Here is a 17,223-nt window from a genome sequence, read left to right as displayed (position 1 = left end):
GCGGCAGAGGCAGGGCCGGGGCCGGCCGGGGCGGCGGCGGGGCTGCCTGCTCCGGAAGCGGCGTCGCCGGCTGCGAGAGGAAGGCCGCCGGCTGCGGGCCGGACGTGGTGACCTCCCAGCCGGGGCGCTGCCGCGGCACCTGCCGCAGGGCCGGTGCCGCGGTCACGTCCTGCGGCGGCCTCGGCTCGAACCGCACCGGCAGCTCCACCAGATGCCGCGACGCCAGGGACCCCGTCCAGCGCAACTCGTCCTCGTCGCAGTCGAGCTGGATGTCCGGCAGCCGCATCAGCAGAGCGTCGATGCCGGTGTCGGCGATGGCACGGCCGATGTCCTGGCCGGGGCATTCGTGCGGGCCGCCGCCGAAGGCGAGGTGGGACCGGTTGCCCTGCATGTTGGCGGAGAGGTCGGGCCGCACCCGGGGGTCGACGTTGCCCGGCGCGATGCCCAGGAGCAGTCCGTCGCCCTTGCGGATGCGCCGGCCGCCGAGCTCCGTGTCCTGCTTGGCGAAGTACCCGAGGATGGTGCTGAACGGCGGTTCGTCCCACAGGGACTGCTCGACCGCCTCGGGCACCGTCATCTGGCCGCCGTTGAGCTGGGCCCGGAAGCGCGGGTCGGTGAGCACCACGCGCAGCACGTTGGCGAGGAGGTTGGCGGTGGCCTCGTAGGCGGCGATCAGGACCAGCCGCAGGTGCTCCCTGATCTCGTCGTCGGTGAGCCCGGCCGGGTGGTTGACGAGGTGGGTGGTGAAGTCCTCCTCGGGCTCGGCCCGGCGGCGTGCGGTGAGCCGGGTCAGGGCGTCCACGATGTACTGGTTGCTCGCGATCGCGGTCTCGGTGCCCTTGAGCATGTCGCGGGCGGCGTGCACGATCCGGTCGTTGTACTCGTCGGCCATGCCGAGGACCTCGCACATCACCGCCATCGGGAGATGGTCGGCGAACTGTGTGACCAGGTCGGCCCGGCCCTCCTCGCAGAAGCGGTTGACGAGGGCCTGCGTGGCGCGGTTGATGAACCGGCGCAGGCCCCGGTAGTCGATGGTCGACATGGCGCCGGTGACCGCGCCGCGCAGCCGCAGATGCTCGTCGCCCTCGGCGTAGGAGCAGATGGGCTGCCAGGCGAAGTGCGGCGTCAGCGGGTGGTCGGGCGTGACCTGACCGGTCCCCAGCGCGGACCAGACGCGGCTGTCGCGGGTGAAGTGCGCGGGACTGCGCACCATGTGCAGGTTCTCGCCGTGGCCGAGCACCACCCAGACGGGAACGTCGTCGTGGAGCAGCGCGGGGGCCACGGCACCGTGTTCCGCACGGAGTTTCTCGTACAGGGCCCCCAGGTCCCGTGCCTCGGGGCCGTACAGCCGGTGCACTCCGCCGGGTCCGCGGCCGTGGGCCGGGCAGCCGGGCGGCGGCGCTGACGGGGCGTCCGTGCGGGTGAGGTCCCTGCCGGTCAGGGAGTGGGGTTCAGGCGTCACGATGGTCGCTCCGGTACTGGGGTGGATCCGGTGTCCTGGGGTGGGGACGGGACACGGGGCGGGCTGGGGCGCGTACGCGGGGACGGACTGGGGCGCGCACCCGGGAACGGGCGGGATGCGTACGCGGGAAGCGCGGTGGCGCCACGCGCATCAGACGGGTGCGCGGTTCACCGTGAGGGAGTGCAGGAAGCGCATCAGCGTCATCAGGACGTCGCGGCTGGAGGCGCGGCGCCGCGCGTCACAGTCCATGATCGGGATCTCCTCGGACAGGTCGAGGGCCGCGCGCAGCTCCGCCATGGGGTAACGGGGCGCGTCCGGGAAGGAGTTGACGGCGACCACGAAGGGCACGCCGCGCTCCTCCAGACGGCCGATGACGTCGAAGCTGACCTCCAGGCGGCGCGTGTCGACCAGGACGACCGCGCCGAGCGCACCCTCGAACAGGCCGTTCCACAGGAACCAGAACCGTTCCTGGCCGGGCGTTCCGAACAGGTACAGCACCAGCTGCTCGGTGATGCTGATGCGTCCGAAGTCCATGGCCACGGTGGTGGCCGTCTTGCTGTCGGAGCCGTAGTTGTCGTCGACCCCTATGCCCGCCTGGGTCATGGTCTCCTCGGTCGTCAGCGGCCTGATCTCGCTGACGGAACCGACCATGGTGGTCTTGCCGACCCCGAAACCTCCCACGATCACGATCTTCACGGCGGCCTGGGCCGTGTGCGGCAGATGGTCCTCGGTCCGTGGGCCGGGGACGGTGTCAGAGCTTCTGTAGTCCATGCATCACCGCTTCGAGGAGGGAACGGTCAGGCATCGCCTGCCGGGCGATCGGGGCGCGTGCCTGGACCAGTTCGGCCGCCAGCAGGTCGGTGATCAGCACGGTGACCACGCTGAACGGCAGACTGAGGTAGGCCGAGATCTCGGCCACGGACAGGGGGGCCTGACAGATCCGGAGCAGGGCCGCCTGCTCCGGCGTGGCCGTGGGAGGGGGGTCGGCGCTCGCCACGATCAGGGTGACGAGGTCGATGGGGGCGCGCTCGCCCCCGTCGGTCACGCCGGTGAGGATGTACAACCGCTCGGGGTTCTTCTCCTCGCCCCGCTTCCCGCCGTCCGCCGGGACGGGGCCCGGCGGGGGGTCTTCCTGGGGGTGGCGCCGACGGCGTCGGGGAGGAGTCATACGGTCTGCTCGTTGCGCCGCGGCGGACTGGTCAGGTGGGAACCGATGCGGATGACGAGATCGCGCATGCGGTTGCTCATCAGGCCGGCCTCGGCGACGGTGTCGGCGAGCACGGCGAGGTAGGCGTTGGGGCCGGCCGCCATCATGTAGAAGTAGCCGCCGTCGATCTCGATGATGACCATGCGCATCCGCCCGTCGCTGTCGGGGATCTCCGCCGCGACCGCGCCGGCCAGGCTCTGCAGCCCGGCGCAGGCGGCGGCGACGCGGTCGGCGGCGTCGGGGTCACCGCCGTAGCGGGCGATGCGCAGACCGTCGGCGGAGAGCACCACGACCTGGTGGACACCCGGTACGCCGTCGGCGAGTTCCTTGAGCAACCAGTCGAAGTTGCCTCGTTGCTGCATCACTTGAGGTCCCCCTCGTCCTCGGCCTCGGCAGGGGCCGGCTCGTCGTTCCTGGTGAATGCGTGCGGGTCGCCGACCGGGGGCCCGGAGGAGAACGCGTTCGGGTCCGGGTCGGCCTTGAGCCCGTTCATGAACGCCTCGACCCACAGACCGGGCGCGGGCTCGTCCTTCTCCGGTTCGGGCTCCGGCGCCCAGGGAGAGGATGCGCCCGCGGCCTCCGCGGCGGCGGCCTCGGCGAGCCGCTGGCTGAGCGGTGTCTTCACCCGGCTGCGGCGCTGCGGCAGGCCGTTGGCCGTCCACTCGGTGACGACGGGCACGTCGTCCTCCATGGAGAACTGCCGCGGGATCCGGGGCCCGGTGGTGGGGCGGCGCTTCTTGGCGTTGCGCTCGGGGCCCTTCACCCCGTCGTTGTCCAGGGTCGGCACGGAGGATGCGCCGATGCCGTGGGCGAACCCTGGGGCGGGTTCGGTGGTCAGCATGTCGTTCGGGATGATGAGGATGGCACGGACGCCGCCGTACGCCGACTGCCGCAGCGACACGTGCATGTTGAACATCGACGACAGCCGGCCGACGACGGCGAGACCGAGACGCGGGGCCTCCCCGAGTTCCTGGATGTCGACCCCGGCCTGGGCCTCCGCGAGCCGCTTCTCGACCTTGGCGCGGCTCTCCTCGCTGAGGCTGACGCCGCCGTCCTCGATCTCGACGGCGATGCCGGTCTGCACTTCGACGGCGGTGACGTGCACCTTGGTCTGGGGCGGTGAGTAGCGCGTGGCGTTGTCGAGGAGTTCGGCCGCGGCGTGGATGATCGGTTCGACCGAGATGCCCTTGATGTTGACCTTGGCGATGGAGTGCAGCTCGATGCGGCGGTACTCCAGGATGCGGGACATCGCGCCGCGCAGCACGCTGTAGAGCGGGACCGGCTTGGGCCATTGGCGTCCCGGGCGGCCGCCGCCGAGGACGGCGATGGAGTCGGCGAGACGGCCGATCAGCGCGGTGCCGTGGTCGATGCGCAGCAGGTCGTCGAAGACCTCGGGGTTGCGTCCGTGGTCCTCCTCCATCTCCCTGAGTTCCTTGGCCTGCTGGTGGACGATGGCCTGGACCCGGCGGGCGATGTTGACGAACGCGCGCTGCGAGGAGTCGCGCATCGCGATCTCGCGGTCGACGATCTGGAGCAGGGTGCGCAGCAGTTGGCGCTGCGGCCCGGGCAGTCCGCGGAAGTGCGGGCTCTCGTCGATGACGGTCCGGATCACCTCAGCGGGGGAGACGCCGGTGCGCAGCACCGCGAGCGTCCTGGGCACGATCTCCGTGCGGAAGTACTCGATGTCGTCGTCCTGGGAGGCGATCCGCTGTTCAAGGTACGCGGTCCGCTGCGCGAAGTCGGCCCGCAGGGCACGGACGGTGCGGCCGCGGCGCGCCGCGACAGCCGCGACGGAGGTCACCACGACGGTGGCGACGACTCCGCACCAGCCGACGGCGATGCGGGCCGGCCCCGTCACCACGGCGACGGCGGCCCCGGTTGCCGCGGCCGTCAGTATGGCCGGCAGCAACAGCACGCGCGCGTAGAGAAGTCCACGGCCACCGGGAGGCGATTGAACACTCACCATGTATGCCCTCTGAGATGAATCGACAGGGTCGGGATGCTTACGGATGGAACGTGGGGGTACGCATGGAATCGGGCATGGGTATCCACCGGATCTTCGGCATCATCGGGAACAAACGCACGAATAACCTCAACTCGGTGCGCTGCGGGCGAGCTTAGTCCGACCGGATCATCGCTATGTCATATTCCGCAAGCACCTGAAATGACCCCCCGAGCAGGAGTAACCTCGGGCGCATTTGCACGCTGCGCCGTCGTTCGCACACGATGCGTCATCACATACATCCGTATGAAAGCAACCGCCCGGAAGAGTGAAAGACCTTGAGGCACGGACGACGCGGGGCCCATCAACCGACGAAGCCCACCGCCCGCGTTCAGGCGCACGCGTTCAGCTTGAGATTCGACTCAGCGGATTCGAACGCCTCCGGCCGGCGCTTCCGGGCGCGATCAGCGCGCCTACGGCGGGGCGAATCCGGTGAAAACGCCCAGTCGGCATGACGGAGGGCCGTGTTCGAACGGCGAGGTCGGATCTCGAGTTCAGACGCCTGCGATGCGCAGGGCCGCGTCCGCCGTGGCCTCGGCGAAGACGGAGACCGGGCGCTCCGGATCGGAGCGGTGAACGAGGATGACACCCTCGATCAGCCCGAAGACCAGATCCGTCCGCAGGTCCAGCTCGCTCTTCGCGAGTGCGCCCCCCGCCCGGGTCGCCGCGAGCAACTGCCGGTAGGCGTCCTTGAGTTCGGCCCGTACGGCATGGAAGCCCGCGAAGCGCTCGGTACGGACCTCGGGCAGCAGGTAGAGCGCGCCGAGGTTGTGCGGGCCGCCGCACAGCAGCTCGACGTCGGTGCGGCACAGCTCCCACAGCCGCTCACCGGCGGGGGCGGCCTCGTCGGCGAGCAGTTCACGGGCGTAGGCCAGCGAGGGCGTGACGGTGGACTCCAGGAGTTCGGCGAGCAGTTCCTCCTTGCCGGCGACGTGGTGGTACATGGACGCCTGCCGCATCCCGGCCCGCTCGGCCACGGCCCGGGTGGTGGTGGCGGCATACCCCCGGGTCGTGAACAACTCGGCGGCCGCGAGCAGGAGTTCGTCGCGCGGCGACAGCCCGCTGTCGGGCCGCTGCGCCACGCGCGGCCGACCGACCCGCCGCCCACCACCGGTTCCCATGCGTTCGATCCTCGCACACGGCGGCCCATGGTCGTCCCGGCCGCGGGGCGGACGCGACGGCGCACACCACCGTCGCGGACCACCGTGTGAGGGATCGGTAACCGGCCGGCAACGCCCGGGACACGGCGGCGACGCGACCCCCGCCTAATTTCTGTCGGGCGACAGAAATCCGCGCGGCAGTCGAGCGCGGCAGTTCACCGGATCACCGGGAGGTCCCGCATGGCGACAGCCACCACCCACGGAGCACGCGACCACGCCCGGGCGCAGGAGGGCACCCACGCCGAGGCCATGCCCGTCGTACCGGCGAGCACCTGGCCCGCACCGCCCTGCGAGGCGGGCCACCTGGTGTGGGCGGAGACCGTGACGGGCGGCAACTACACGCACCGGGTCCTCGCCCGCGGCACCGAGCTGCGCCTGACCGACCTGCGCGGCCACGCCTGCGCCCATCTGCTGCTGTACGCCGCCGACCGCCCCTGGGAGCGGCTGAACGTCGCCGACACGGTCAAGGTGCAGTGGAACGCGTACCTTGCCGAGGGCCGCCTGCTCCTGTCCGACCAGGGCCGGGTCCTCGCCTCGGTCGTCGCGGACACCTCCGGCCGGCACGACGCTCTGTGCGGCACGTCCACCCTCGTCCGCAACACGCGGCGCTACGGCGACGGCACCCCGCAGTCCGCGTCCCCGGCCGGACGCGAGCTGTTCAAGCTGGCCGCCGCCAAGAACGGCCTTCAGCCGCGCGATCTGCCGCCCTCGCTGTCGTTCTTCCAGGGCGTGGAGGTCCGTGAGGACGGCGCCCTCGACTTCACGGGCTCCTCCGGTCCGGGCGGCAGCGTCACCCTGCGCGCCGAACAGGACGTCACGGTGCTCGTCGCCAACGTCCCGCACCCGGCCGACCCGCGCCCCGGCTACGTGTGCACCCCGCTGGAGGTCCTCGCCTGGCGCGCGGCGGCGACCCGCCCGGGCGACCCGCTGTGGGAGGCCACCCCCGAAGGCCGGCGCGCCTTCCTGAACACCACCGGATTCCTCGCCGCGAGGGGGCTCGTATGAACGTCGGCCGCCATGAGACCGAGCAGGCCCGCATGACCACGACCGCCACGACGAGGACCGTCGTTCCCGCACGCGCCGCCTGGTCCTCGACCGTCCGCGCCGGCGGCACCCTCACCATCGCCGACCTGCACGGCAACCAGGCCGTCGACTTCCTCGTGTACGACGCCCACGACACGTCCGTCCGCTACAGCGCGCCCGACACCGTCCACGCGCAGGGGAACATCTTCCTGACGACCGGCACCGTGCTGCTGTCCTGCGAGCACACCCCGCTGATGACCGTGATCGCCGACGAGGTCGGCCGGCACGACACCGTCGGCGGCGCCTGTTCCAAGGAGTCGAACACCCTGCGGTACGGGCATCACACCTGGGCCCAGCACGCCTGCGTGGACAACTTCCTCGCCGAAGGGGCGCGGTACGGCCTCGGCAAACGCGATCTGGTGTCCAACATCAACTGGTACATGAACGTGCCCGTCGAGAAGGACGGCACCCTCGGCATCGTCGACGGCATCTCCGCCCCCGGCCGCTCGCTGACCCTGCGCGCCGAACGCGACGTGCTCGTCCTGGTCTCCAACTGCCCCCAGATCAACAACCCGTGCAACGGCTTCGAGCCGACGGCGGTGGAGATGACGATCGGGGCCGCCGGATGAGTTTCGGCACGCTGCTGGTCGCCAACCGGGGAGAGATCGCCGTCCGGATCATCCGCACGGCCCGGGAGCTGGGCCTGCGCACGGTCGCCGTGTACTCCGACGCCGACCGCGGCGCACCGCACGTCCAGCTCGCCGACCAGGCGGTGCGGCTCGGCCCGGCGCCCGCGAAGGAGTCGTACCTGGACGCCGACCTCGTCCTGAAAGCGGCCAAGGACACCGGCGCGGGCGCGATCCACCCGGGCTACGGCTTCCTGTCCGAGGACGCGGGCTTCGCGCGCCGCTGCGAGGACACCGGGACCGTGTTCGTGGGGCCCACACCGGAGCAGCTGGAGCTGTTCGGCGCGAAGCACACCGCGCGGGCCGCGGCCGAGAAGGCCGGGGTGCCGCTGGCGCCCGGCACCGGGCTGCTGGCCTCGCGGGCGGAGGCGCTGGAGCGGGCCTCGGCCATCGGCTACCCGGTCATGCTGAAGGCGACCGGCGGGGGCGGCGGTATCGGCATGTCGGCATGCCGCTCCGCCGATGAACTGACCGACGCCTGGGAGCGGGTGCAGCGAATCGCCGCCGCGTCCTTCTCCTCCGCCGGAGTGTTCCTGGAGCGCCTCGTCGAACACGCCCGCCACATCGAGGTGCAGGTCTTCGGCGACGGCCGGGGCCGGGTCGTCACCTTCGGCGACCGCGACTGCTCCCTCCAGCGCCGCCACCAGAAGGTGGTGGAGGAGGCGCCCGCACCCGGGCTGCCCCCGCACGTCCGCGGGCGGCTCGCCACGGCCGCACGCGATCTGTGCGCCTCGGTCGGCTACCGCTCCGCGGGCACCGTCGAGTTCGTGTACGACGCGGCCCGCGAGGAGGCGTACTTCCTGGAGGTCAACACCCGGCTCCAGGTGGAGCATCCGGTCACCGAGGAGATCTATGGCGTCGACCTCGTCGCCTGGATGCTGCGGCTGGCCCGCGGCGACCTGGACGTCGTACGGGACCCGGGCCCGCCCCGCGGCCACGCGGTGGAGGCACGCCTGTACGCCGAGGACCCCTCCCGGGGCCACCGGCCCTGCGCGGGCCTGCTGACCCGCGCCGAGTTCCCGCAGGGCGTGCGGGTGGACGGCTGGGTGGAGACGGGCACCGAGGTCACGGCCTCGTACGACCCGCTGCTCGCCAAGGTGATCGCCCACGGTCCGGACCGGGCGCACGCGCTGCGGAGCCTGGACGGGGCCCTGTCCCGTACCCGCGTGGACGGCATCGAGACGAACCTGGGGCTGGTGCGCGCGGCGCTGGCGGACCGGCGCGTCCGCTCGGCGGCGCACTCCACGGCGACCCTCGCCGCCGTCACCGACCCCACCCCGCGCATCGAGGTGGTGTCGGCGGGCACCCTCACCACCGTCCAGGACTGGCCGGGCCGCACCGGCTACTGGCAGGTGGGCGTGCCCCCGTCCGGCCCGATGGACGACCTCTCCTTCCGGCTCGGCAACCGGGCACTCGGCAACGCGGAGGGACTGCCCGGCCTGGAGTGCACGCTGCAGGGGCCGGCCCTGCGCTTCACGCACGCCACGACCGTGTGTGTCACCGGCGCCCCGGCACCGGTCGCGGTGGACGGCGCACCGGTCGCGCAGTGGGAGCCGGTGACCGTCCCCGCGGGCGCCGTCCTGGAGGTCGGCGAGCCCCGGGCGCACGGGCTGCGCACCTATGTGCTGTTCGCGGGCGGCCTGGACGTGCCCGCCCACCTCGGCAGCGCGGCCACGTTCACGCTGGGCAGGTTCGGCGGCCACGGCGGCCGGGCACTGCGCGCGGGGGACGTGCTGCACGGCGGCACGGGGGCGACGGGCTCCCCGGTGCCGCCGGCGGACCGCCCGGCGTTCACCTCGTCGTGGCGGCTCGGGGTGCTGGAAGGCCCGCACGCGGCACCGGAGTTCTTCACCGAGGACGACATCCACGCCTTCTACGCCGCCGCGTGGGAGGTCCACTTCAACTCGGCGCGCACGGGCGTACGACTGGTCGGCCCCGCGCCCCGCTGGGCCCGCCCGGACGGCGGGGAGGCGGGCCTGCACCCGTCCAACATCCACGACACGCCGTACTCGGTCGGCGCCGTCGACTACACCGGCGACATGCCGGTGCTGCTCGGCCCGGACGGCCCCTCGCTCGGCGGCTTCGTCTGCCCGGCCACGGTGGCCACATGGGAGCGGTGGAAGCTCGGCCAGCTCCGCCCCGGCGACACGGTCCGCTTCGCGCCACTGGCCGACGACGGCGCGCCGCGGCCGGAGATCGTGGACGGCGGGGTGCTGGCCCGGGACGGCGACGTGACATTCCGGCGCAGCGGCGACGACAACCTGCTGGTCGAGTTCGGGCCGATGCAGCTCGATCTGGCGCTGCGGATGCGGGTGCACGCGCTGATGAAGGCGGTCGAGGAGGCCGGCCTCGACGGGGTCACCGACCTGACGCCCGGCATCCGCTCCCTGCAGATCCAGACGGACCTGGCACGCCTCGCCGCGCGTGAACTCCTCGCGGCCGTACGGGACATGGCGGCGCAGCTGCCGCCCACCGACGAGCTGGTCGTCCCCTCCCGCACGGTGCACCTGCCGCTGTCCTGGGACGACCCGGCCACCCGCGAGGCCATCGCCCGCTACATGGCGGGCGTGCGCGACGACGCGCCCTGGTGCCCGTGGAACATCGAGTTCATCCGCCGCGTCAACGGGCTGGCCTCCGTGGAGGACGTGTACCGCACGGTCTTCGAGGCGGAGTACCTGGTCCTCGGCCTGGGCGACGTGTACCTGGGCGCGCCCGTGGCCACGCCCCTGGACCCGCGCCACCGCCTGGTCACCACCAAGTACAACCCGGCACGCACCTGGACCGCCGAGAACTCCGTCGGCATCGGCGGCGCCTACCTGTGCGTCTACGGCATGGAGGGTCCCGGCGGCTACCAGTTCGTGGGCCGTACCACGCAGGTGTGGTCGGGGTGGCGGCAGCGGGGCGCGTTCGAGCCGGGCTCGCCCTGGCTGCTGCGGTTCTTCGACCGCATCAAGTGGTACCCGGTCGACGCCGACGAGCTGCTGGAGCTGCGCGCGGACATCGTCTCGGGCCGCTTTGTGCCGCGCATCGAGGAGGGCGCGTTCTCCCTGGCGGCGTACGAGGCGTTCCTCGCCGAGAACGCCGGCTCGATCGCCGAGTTCCGCTCCCGCCAGGGTGCTGCCTTCGCGGCGGAACGCGCCGCCTGGGAGGCGGCGGGCGAGTTCACCCGGGCGCAGACCGCGGCGGCACCGGCGCCCGAGGCGGCCGAGGTGGCGGTCCCGGACGGCGGCCGCCTGGTGGAGGCCGAGTTCGCCGCGTCCGTGTGGCAGCTGAACGTCCGCCCGGGCGACCGGGTCACCACCGGGCAGCCGCTGCTCGCCCTGGAGGCGATGAAGATGGAGTCCCGGGTACCCGCCCCGATGGACGGCGTGGTGACGCGGATCCTCGCCAAGCCGGGCGACCGGGTGGATCCGGGCACGGCACTGGTCGTGCTCGCCCCGGCAGGGGCGACGGCACCCTGAGGGCACGCCCCCGTCCGCATCCCACCCCCGTATCCCCCGAAACGACCCCCAGCCAGGAGCACAGATGTCGAGCCTCACCCGGGTCCGGCGGGCCCATGAACGCATCGCAGCAGTGGACCGCCCCGACATCTGGATCGGCCTGCGGCCCCGGGCGGAGGTCGAGTCGGAGGCCAGGGCGATCGACGAACGTGTCGCCGCGGGCGAGCACCTCCCCCTGGCGGGCCTCCTGTTCGCCGTCAAGGGCAACATCGACGTCCGCGGCCTGGACACCACCGCGGGCTGCCCCGCCTACGCCCACGCGCCGACGGCGGACGCGCCGGCCGTCGCGCGCCTGCGCGCCGCCGGCGCGATCGCGCTCGGCACCACGAATCTGGACCAGTTCGCCACGGGCCTGGTCGGCACCCGCTCCCCGTACGGCGCGGTGCGCAGCGCGCACGATCCGGCGCGGATCAGCGGCGGCTCCAGCTCGGGGTCGGCGGTGGCGGTGGCCCTCGGCATCGTCGACTTCGCCCTCGGCACCGACACCGCCGGCTCGGGGCGCGTACCGGCCGCGTTCAACGGCATCGTCGGGCTCAAGCCCACCCGTGGTCTCGTGCCCACCACCGGTGTCGTCCCCGCCTGTGCCTCGATCGACTGCGTCACCGTGTTCGCCCGTACGCTCCCGGAGGCGGAGCGTGCCCTGGCGCACATGGCGTCGCCGCCCGGCCGCGCCCTCCCTCCGCTCCCGCAGCGCGTCCCCGGCCCCTGGCGCATCGCGGTCCCGCCCCCGGCCCAGCTCGGTGAACTCGACGACGGCTGGGCGCAGGCGTACCGGAACGCCGTCGCCCGGCTCGCCCGGGCGGGCGCCGAGGTGCGGGCCCTCGATCTGACCCCGTTCACCGAGGCCGCCGCGATGCTCTACGAGGGCGCGTTCGTCGCCGAGCGGTACGCGGCCGTCGGCGGCTTCGTCGACAAGACGGTCGCCGAGGGCGGCGACGGCCTCGACCCGACCGTCGCCGGCATCATCACCCGTGCCCGCGACATCCCGGCCCACCGGCTCTTCGCCGACCAGGCCCGGCTCGCCGACCTGCGCGCTCGCGCCCTCGCCGGGCTGGCCGACGCGGACGCCCTGCTGCTGCCGACCACGCCGGGCCACCCCACCCTCGCCGAGGTGGCCGCCGATCCGCTGGGCTCCAACGCGCGGCTGGGCCGCTTCACCAACTCCACCAACCTCTTCGACCTCGCCGCGGTCGCCGTGCCCGCGGGCGAGGTCGACGGCCTGCCGTTCGGCGTGATGCTGATCGGCCCGGCGTTCACGGACGAGCGGCTGGCCCGGATCGCCCGTTCGCTGGAGGCGGAGACCCGGCTCGTCGTGGTGGGCGCGCATCTGTCGGGCCAGCCCCTCAACCCTCAGCTCCTGGCGCTGGGCGCCCGCCTGGACCGTACGACGGCGACCGCCCCCGTCTACCGTCTGCACGCCCTGGCGACGACTCCGCCCAAGCCTGGCCTGGTCCATGTCGGCGAGGGCGGGTCCGCGATCGAGGCGGAGGTGTGGCGGCTGCCCGCCGAGGGCCTCGGCCGGCTGCTCGCCGGGCTGCCGCGCCCGATGACACTCGGCCGGGTCGAACTCGCCGACGGCGGCCACGCACCCGGTTTCCTGTGCGAGCCCGCCGCGCTGGAGAACGCGCCCGACATCACCGCCTACGGCGGCTGGCGCGCCTACCTCGACCGCTGACCGGCCGGCGCCGGGCCACCCCCGGGCCTTCCGTACGGGACCTCCGCGCCGCCCCGCTCCCATGGCCTGCGGCCCACGGCTCGCGATGGGGAGTCGGGCCGTCCCGCGCACAACGCGGGCGGTCCCGCCACTCCGGTCGCTGTCCCCCGGCCCACGATCGGGCCTGCGCCGGCGACCGGCTCACCCGTCCGACCAGCCGCCGCGGGCATGGGGCAGAGGTATGGCGGCCGCCCGCCGGGGACCTCGGCCCACCGCTCGCCACTACCCCGCAGCCCTGCGCCGACAACCGGCTCACCCGTCCGACCAGCCGCCGCGGGCCGACAGGGCCCGGTCCGTTCCGCGCCGCCACCGCGGCATGCGGGATCGCGGCGCCACCACCGCGTCGCGCCCGGAGCGTCCGACGCAGACCGTGGCCCCGTCGGGTCGGCCGGCTCAGCCCACCGACGAGTAGGCGACCACCCCGCGCAGCAGACCGTCGACCGCCTTGCGGGCATTCTTGGCGACCGTCGAGCCCTCGGTGGGTGCGGCGGCCGCGATCTGTCCGAGGACGTCGATGACCTGCTTGCACCAGCGGACGAAGTCACCGGCCGGCATCTCGGCCTCCCGCAGCACCTCGTCGAGGCCCTTGCCTTCGGCCCACATGTACGCCGCCCAGGCGAAGCCCAGGTCCGGCTCGCGCTGGCCCACGCCCTCGGTCTGGGTGATCCGGAACTCCTGCTCCAGGGCGTCGAGCCGGCCCCACAGGCGCACCATCTCGCCGAGCGCGGCCTTGGCCCTGCCCGACGGCAGCTGCGGCGCCATCACATCGTCGCCGGCCCTGGACTCGTACACCAGCGCCGAGACGCACGCGGCCAGCTCGGCCGGGCCGAGCCCCTCCCACACCCGGGCCCGCAGGCACTCGCTGGCCAGCAGGTCCAGCTCCCCGTACAGCCGGGCGAGGCGCTTGCCGTGCTCCGTGACCTCGTTGCCGCGCAGATAGTCCAGCTCCGTCAGCAGCGCGACGATGCGGTCGAAGGTGCGGGCGATGGTGTTCGTGCGCCCCTCGATGCGGCGCTCCAGCTGCGAGGTGTCGCGCACCAGCCGGTGGTAGCGCTCGGCCCAGCGGGCGTGGTCCTCACGGTCGTTGCAGCCGTGGCAGGGGTGGGCGCGCAGTGCCGCGCGCAGCCGGGCGATCTCCCGGTCGTCGGCGGCAGCGGACCGCTTCTTGCGGTGCCGCTCCGGAGGGATGTGCCCCGCCTTGGTGCGCAGGGCGGAGGCGAGATCACGGCGGGACTGCGGGGAGCGCGGGTTGAACGACTTCGGGATGCGCATCCGCTCCAGCGCCTCGACGGGCACCGGGAAATCGATCGACGCCAGCCGCTTGACCTGCCGCTCGGCGGTGAGGACCAGCGGGCGCGGGCCGTCCTGGTAGTCGAACCCGCGGTGGCCGTCCGTGCGGCCGGCGGGCAGGCCGGGGTCCAGCACCAGGGCGAGGCCGGCGTACTTGCCGGTCGGGACGTGGATGACGTCACCGGGCCTGAGCCTCTCCAGGGCGACGGCGGCCTCGGCGCGGCGCTGCGCAGCGCCCTGCCGGGCCAGTTCCGTCTCGCGGTCCTTCAGTTCGCGGCGCAGCCGCGCATACTCCTCGAAGTCGCCGAGGTGGCAGGTCATGGACTTCTTGTAGCCCGCCAGGCCCTCTTCGTTGCGCTGCACCTGGCGGGAGATCCCCACGACCGACTTGTCGGCCTGGAACTGCGCGAACGACGTCTCCAGCAGCTCGCGCGAGCGGTGGCGGCCGAACTGCTCGACCAGGTTCACCGCCATGTTGTACGAGGGCTTGAAGCTGGAACGCAGCGGATAGGTGCGGGTGCCCGCCAGCCCCGCCAGGTGCTCGGGGCTCATGCCGCGCTGCCACAGCACCACCGCGTGGCCCTCGACGTCGATGCCGCGGCGGCCGGCCCGGCCGGTGAGCTGGGTGTACTCGCCGGGGGTGATGTCGGCGTGCTGCTCGCCGTTCCATTTGACGAGCTTCTCCAGCACCACCGAGCGCGCGGGCATGTTGATGCCGAGCGCGAGGGTCTCGGTCGCGAACACGGCCTTCACCAGACCGCGGACGAACAGCTCCTCGACGACTTCCTTGAACGTCGGCAGCATGCCCGCGTGGTGGGCGGCGATGCCGCGCTCCAGGCCCTCCAGCCACTCGTAGTAGCCCAGGACGTGCAGGTCCTCGGGCGGGATGGACGCCGTGCGCTCCTCGACGAGGGCGCGCACCCGTTCCCGCGCATCCTCGTCGTTGAGGCGGAGCCCGGCGTACAGGCACTGCTGGACGGCGGCCTCGCAGGCGGCCCGGCTGAAGATGAACGTGATCGCGGGCAGCAGGCCCTCGGCGTCGAGCCGCTCGATCACCTCGGGCCTGCTCGGCGTCCAGACCCGGGCGCGCTGTCTGCGCTCCCGCTCACGGTCGGCCTCACGCATGGCGCGGCCACGCCTGCGGTCCGCGTACGAGGGGCGGCTGGCCTCCATGCGGGCCAGGCGCGCCAGGTCCGGGTTGACGGCCTTCTTGTGGCCCTCGCCCTCCTCGAACAGGTCGTACATGCGGCGGCCGGCCAGCACGTGCTGGAACAGCGGCACGGGCCGGTGCTCGGAGACGATCACCTCGGTGTCGCCGCGGACCGTGTCGAGCCAGTCGCCGAACTCCTCCGCGTTGGACACGGTCGCCGACAGCGACACCAGCGTCACCGACTCGGGCAGGTGAATGATCACTTCTTCCCAGACGGCACCGCGGAAGCGGTCGGAGAGGTAGTGGACCTCGTCCATGACGACGTAGCCGAGGCCGAGGAGGGTCTGCGACCCCGCGTACAGCATGTTCCGCAGGACCTCGGTGGTCATCACGACCACCGGGGCGTCGGCGTTGACGCTGTTGTCGCCGGTGAGGAGCCCGACCCTGGAGGCGCCGTAGCGGCGGCACAGGTCGGCGTACTTCTGGTTCGACAGCGCCTTGATGGGGGTCGTGTAGAAGCACTTCCTGCCCTGGTTCAGGGCGAGGTGGACGGCGAACTCGCCGACGATCGTCTTGCCGGAGCCGGTGGGCGCGGCCACCAGCACGCCCTTCCCCGCCTCGAGCGCCTGGCACGCCTCGATCTGGAAGGGGTCGAGGCCGAAGTCGTACATCTCGCGGAACGAGGCGAGCGCGGTGGCCTGCTCGGCGGCGCGACGGCGGGCCGCCGCGTACCGCTCAGCCGGTGAGAGGTCCTCTGTCATCGTGCTTTCGAGCGTACCGGGCGCCGCTGACAACAGGACGATCATTATCCGGAATCCGGTCCCGGGCCCGGAGGCCGCGGCTCAGGGGGCCGCGACCCGCACCGCCCGGGGGACGCAGCGCGCGCGGGTGAGGGCGTCCTCGGCGGTCTCCCCGAGGATCGTTTGTACGGAGAAACCGGCCGCCCGCAGAGCGGAAGCGGCCGGCTGCGCCGCCCGGGCGCCCCGGCCGCGTCCCGCGGTGGGGTTGACGAAGAGGGTGAGCTCGCTGGTCACGGAGGTGACCCTACGGTCCGCCGCCCGACCCTCAGGTCACGTCGTCATAACCGTTGACCCGGTCCGTGCCCGCCTGCTCCGGCAGGGTCCGCCCGGCCGGCACGGACTCGGCCTCCCCGATGTCCTCGGGGGTGAGGTCCAGCTCGGACGCCTCGTCGTCGGCGGGGCCCGCGGCCTCGCGCAGGCGCCTGCGCCGGTCGTTCATCAGCGAGAAGAGCACCGCGCCGAAGTACAGCACCCAGATCGGCACGGCCAGCGCCAGCATGGTCAGCGGGTCGGTGCTGGGTGTGGCGACGGCGGCGAAGACCGTGATGCCGAGGACCATGGCCCGCCACCAGCCGAGCATGCGGCGGCCGCTGAGTACTCCCGTGAGGTTGAGCATGATCAGCAGCAACGGCAGCTCGAAGGAGAGACCGAAGACGATCACCATGCGGGTGACCAGATCGAGCAGGTCGTCCAGCGGCAGCAGGTTGTTCACACCGTTGGGCGTGAAGCCGATCAGGACCCTGGCGGTGGTCGGCAGGACCCGGTAGGCGAAATAGGCGCCGGCCAGGAACAGCGGGACACCGGTGCCGACGAAGGCCAGCGCGTACTTCTTCTCGTGCTTGTGCAGCCCGGGGGCGACGAACGCCCACAACTGGTACAGCCAGACCGGGGAGGCCAGCACGACACCGGCCATCAGGGACACCTTCAGCGCCAGCGTGAACGGCGTCAGCAGACCGTTGATCGTGATCTGCGCGCACTGTTCGGTCTTGTCGGACGACTTCGCGAGTTCCTCGAAGCTCTTGGCGCAGCCGACCGAGTCCAGCACCGGTTTGGTGATGACGTTGACGATGTCGTTGTAGAAGAAGGCGGCCAGGACCGTGACGACGGTGACGGCCAGCAGGGCCTTCGCGAGCCGGTTGCGGAGCTCACGAAGGTGCTCCGTGAGGGGCATCCTCCCCTCGGGATCCTTCTCCGTCTTGCGGGCAGACTTGAGCAACCCACGTCCTCAT

12 protein-coding genes and 1 pseudogene are annotated in these 17,223 nt (G+C 72.6%); 5 read left to right on the top strand and 8 right to left on the bottom strand.

Annotation, left to right across the window (positions count from 1 at the left end; translation table 11 throughout):
• The first annotated feature begins 211 nt into the window (after positions 1–211).
• The gene (locus ACFSL4_RS37620) at positions 212–1,405 is read left to right on the top strand and encodes a hypothetical protein (RefSeq protein ID WP_417820296.1); all 1,194 of its coding nucleotides are present in this window, start codon (positions 212–214) and stop codon (positions 1,403–1,405) included.
• 207 nt (positions 1,406–1,612) lie between these two features.
• Here ACFSL4_RS37620 and ACFSL4_RS07275 read toward each other — a convergent pair whose 3' ends face one another.
• The 5 genes from ACFSL4_RS07275 to ACFSL4_RS07255 all read right to left on the bottom strand — a co-directional run bounded on the left by ACFSL4_RS07275 (position 1,613) and on the right by ACFSL4_RS07255 (position 5,792).
• Entirely contained in the window at positions 1,613–2,233 is a 621-nt protein-coding gene (locus ACFSL4_RS07275; RefSeq protein ID WP_381079758.1) for a GTP-binding protein, read from the bottom strand.
• Positions 2,214–2,630, bottom strand: coding sequence for a DUF742 domain-containing protein (locus ACFSL4_RS07270; protein WP_381079756.1), 417 nt, complete (start codon positions 2,628–2,630; stop codon positions 2,214–2,216). The genes ACFSL4_RS07275 and ACFSL4_RS07270 overlap by 20 nt, the downstream gene beginning before the upstream one ends.
• The gene (locus ACFSL4_RS07265) at positions 2,627–3,034 is read right to left on the bottom strand and encodes a roadblock/LC7 domain-containing protein (protein ID WP_381079754.1); all 408 of its coding nucleotides are present in this window, start codon (positions 3,032–3,034) and stop codon (positions 2,627–2,629) included. Before ACFSL4_RS07265 ends, ACFSL4_RS07270 begins: the two co-directional genes overlap by 4 nt.
• A complete protein-coding gene (locus ACFSL4_RS07260; protein WP_381079752.1) occupies positions 3,031–4,635 on the bottom strand; it encodes an ATP-binding protein in 1,605 nt (534 codons plus the stop codon). The genes ACFSL4_RS07265 and ACFSL4_RS07260 overlap by 4 nt, the downstream gene beginning before the upstream one ends.
• A gap of 530 nt (positions 4,636–5,165) precedes the next feature.
• Positions 5,166–5,792, bottom strand: coding sequence for a TetR/AcrR family transcriptional regulator (locus tag ACFSL4_RS07255; protein WP_381079750.1), 627 nt, complete (start codon positions 5,790–5,792; stop codon positions 5,166–5,168).
• Between the two features lie 219 nt (positions 5,793–6,011).
• Between ACFSL4_RS07255 and ACFSL4_RS07250 the strand changes: the two genes are divergently transcribed.
• The 4 genes from ACFSL4_RS07250 (at position 6,012) to atzF (ending at position 12,715) form a co-directional block, all read left to right on the top strand.
• A complete protein-coding gene (locus ACFSL4_RS07250) occupies positions 6,012–6,836 on the top strand; it encodes an urea amidolyase associated protein UAAP1 (protein ID WP_381079748.1) in 825 nt (274 codons plus the stop codon).
• A gap of 32 nt (positions 6,837–6,868) precedes the next feature.
• Positions 6,869–7,483 (top strand): urea amidolyase associated protein UAAP2, encoded by a 615-nt coding sequence (locus ACFSL4_RS07245; RefSeq protein WP_381079778.1) that lies wholly within the window; start codon positions 6,869–6,871, stop codon positions 7,481–7,483.
• On the top strand, positions 7,480–11,001 hold the full coding sequence (locus ACFSL4_RS07240; RefSeq protein WP_381079746.1) for a 5-oxoprolinase/urea amidolyase family protein: 3,522 nt from the start codon (positions 7,480–7,482) through the stop codon (positions 10,999–11,001). Before ACFSL4_RS07245 ends, ACFSL4_RS07240 begins: the two co-directional genes overlap by 4 nt.
• Positions 11,002–11,065: 64 nt before the next feature.
• Positions 11,066–12,715, top strand: coding sequence for an allophanate hydrolase (gene atzF / locus ACFSL4_RS07235; RefSeq protein ID WP_381079744.1), 1,650 nt, complete (start codon positions 11,066–11,068; stop codon positions 12,713–12,715).
• A 432-nt stretch (positions 12,716–13,147) separates the two neighbouring features.
• Here atzF and ACFSL4_RS07230 read toward each other — a convergent pair whose 3' ends face one another.
• From ACFSL4_RS07230 to tatC, 3 genes and pseudogenes are all read right to left on the bottom strand, one after another.
• Entirely contained in the window at positions 13,148–16,000 is a 2,853-nt protein-coding gene (locus ACFSL4_RS07230) for a DEAD/DEAH box helicase (RefSeq protein ID WP_381079743.1), read from the bottom strand.
• A 72-nt stretch (positions 16,001–16,072) separates the two neighbouring features.
• Positions 16,073–16,228 (bottom strand): annotated as a pseudogene (locus ACFSL4_RS07225) (diacylglycerol kinase family protein); the annotation flags it as partial.
• A 31-nt stretch (positions 16,229–16,259) separates the two neighbouring features.
• Positions 16,260–17,210 (bottom strand): twin-arginine translocase subunit TatC, encoded by a 951-nt coding sequence (gene tatC / locus ACFSL4_RS07220; RefSeq protein WP_381079741.1) that lies wholly within the window; start codon positions 17,208–17,210, stop codon positions 16,260–16,262.
• Positions 17,211–17,223 lie beyond the last annotated feature (13 nt).

Source organism: Streptomyces caeni, assembly GCF_042678285.1.
GTDB classification, from domain to species: domain Bacteria; phylum Actinomycetota; class Actinomycetes; order Streptomycetales; family Streptomycetaceae; genus Streptomyces; species Streptomyces caeni.
Note: the sequence above shows the minus strand (reverse complement) of the source record. Positions and strands in the feature narration are given on the sequence as shown.

Bases quoted from the DNA above. Each gene is read 5' to 3' on its own strand.
- ACFSL4_RS37620 (WP_417820296.1), top strand. From the start codon at position 212: ATGCCGCGACGCCAGGGACCCCGTCCAGCGCAACTCGTCCTCGTCGCA.
- ACFSL4_RS07275 (WP_381079758.1), bottom strand. From the start codon at position 2,233: ATGGACTACAGAAGCTCTGACACCGTCCCCGGCCCACGGACCGAGGAC.
- ACFSL4_RS07270 (WP_381079756.1), bottom strand. From the start codon at position 2,630: ATGACTCCTCCCCGACGCCGTCGGCGCCACCCCCAGGAAGACCCCCCG.
- ACFSL4_RS07260 (WP_381079752.1), bottom strand. From the start codon at position 4,635: ATGGTGAGTGTTCAATCGCCTCCCGGTGGCCGTGGACTTCTCTACGCG.
- ACFSL4_RS07255 (WP_381079750.1), bottom strand. From the start codon at position 5,792: ATGGGAACCGGTGGTGGGCGGCGGGTCGGTCGGCCGCGCGTGGCGCAG.
- ACFSL4_RS07250 (WP_381079748.1), top strand. From the start codon at position 6,012: ATGGCGACAGCCACCACCCACGGAGCACGCGACCACGCCCGGGCGCAG.
- ACFSL4_RS07245 (WP_381079778.1), top strand. From the start codon at position 6,869: ATGACCACGACCGCCACGACGAGGACCGTCGTTCCCGCACGCGCCGCC.
- ACFSL4_RS07240 (WP_381079746.1), top strand. From the start codon at position 7,480: ATGAGTTTCGGCACGCTGCTGGTCGCCAACCGGGGAGAGATCGCCGTC.
- atzF (WP_381079744.1), top strand. From the start codon at position 11,066: ATGTCGAGCCTCACCCGGGTCCGGCGGGCCCATGAACGCATCGCAGCA.
- ACFSL4_RS07230 (WP_381079743.1), bottom strand. From the start codon at position 16,000: ATGATCGTCCTGTTGTCAGCGGCGCCCGGTACGCTCGAAAGCACGATG.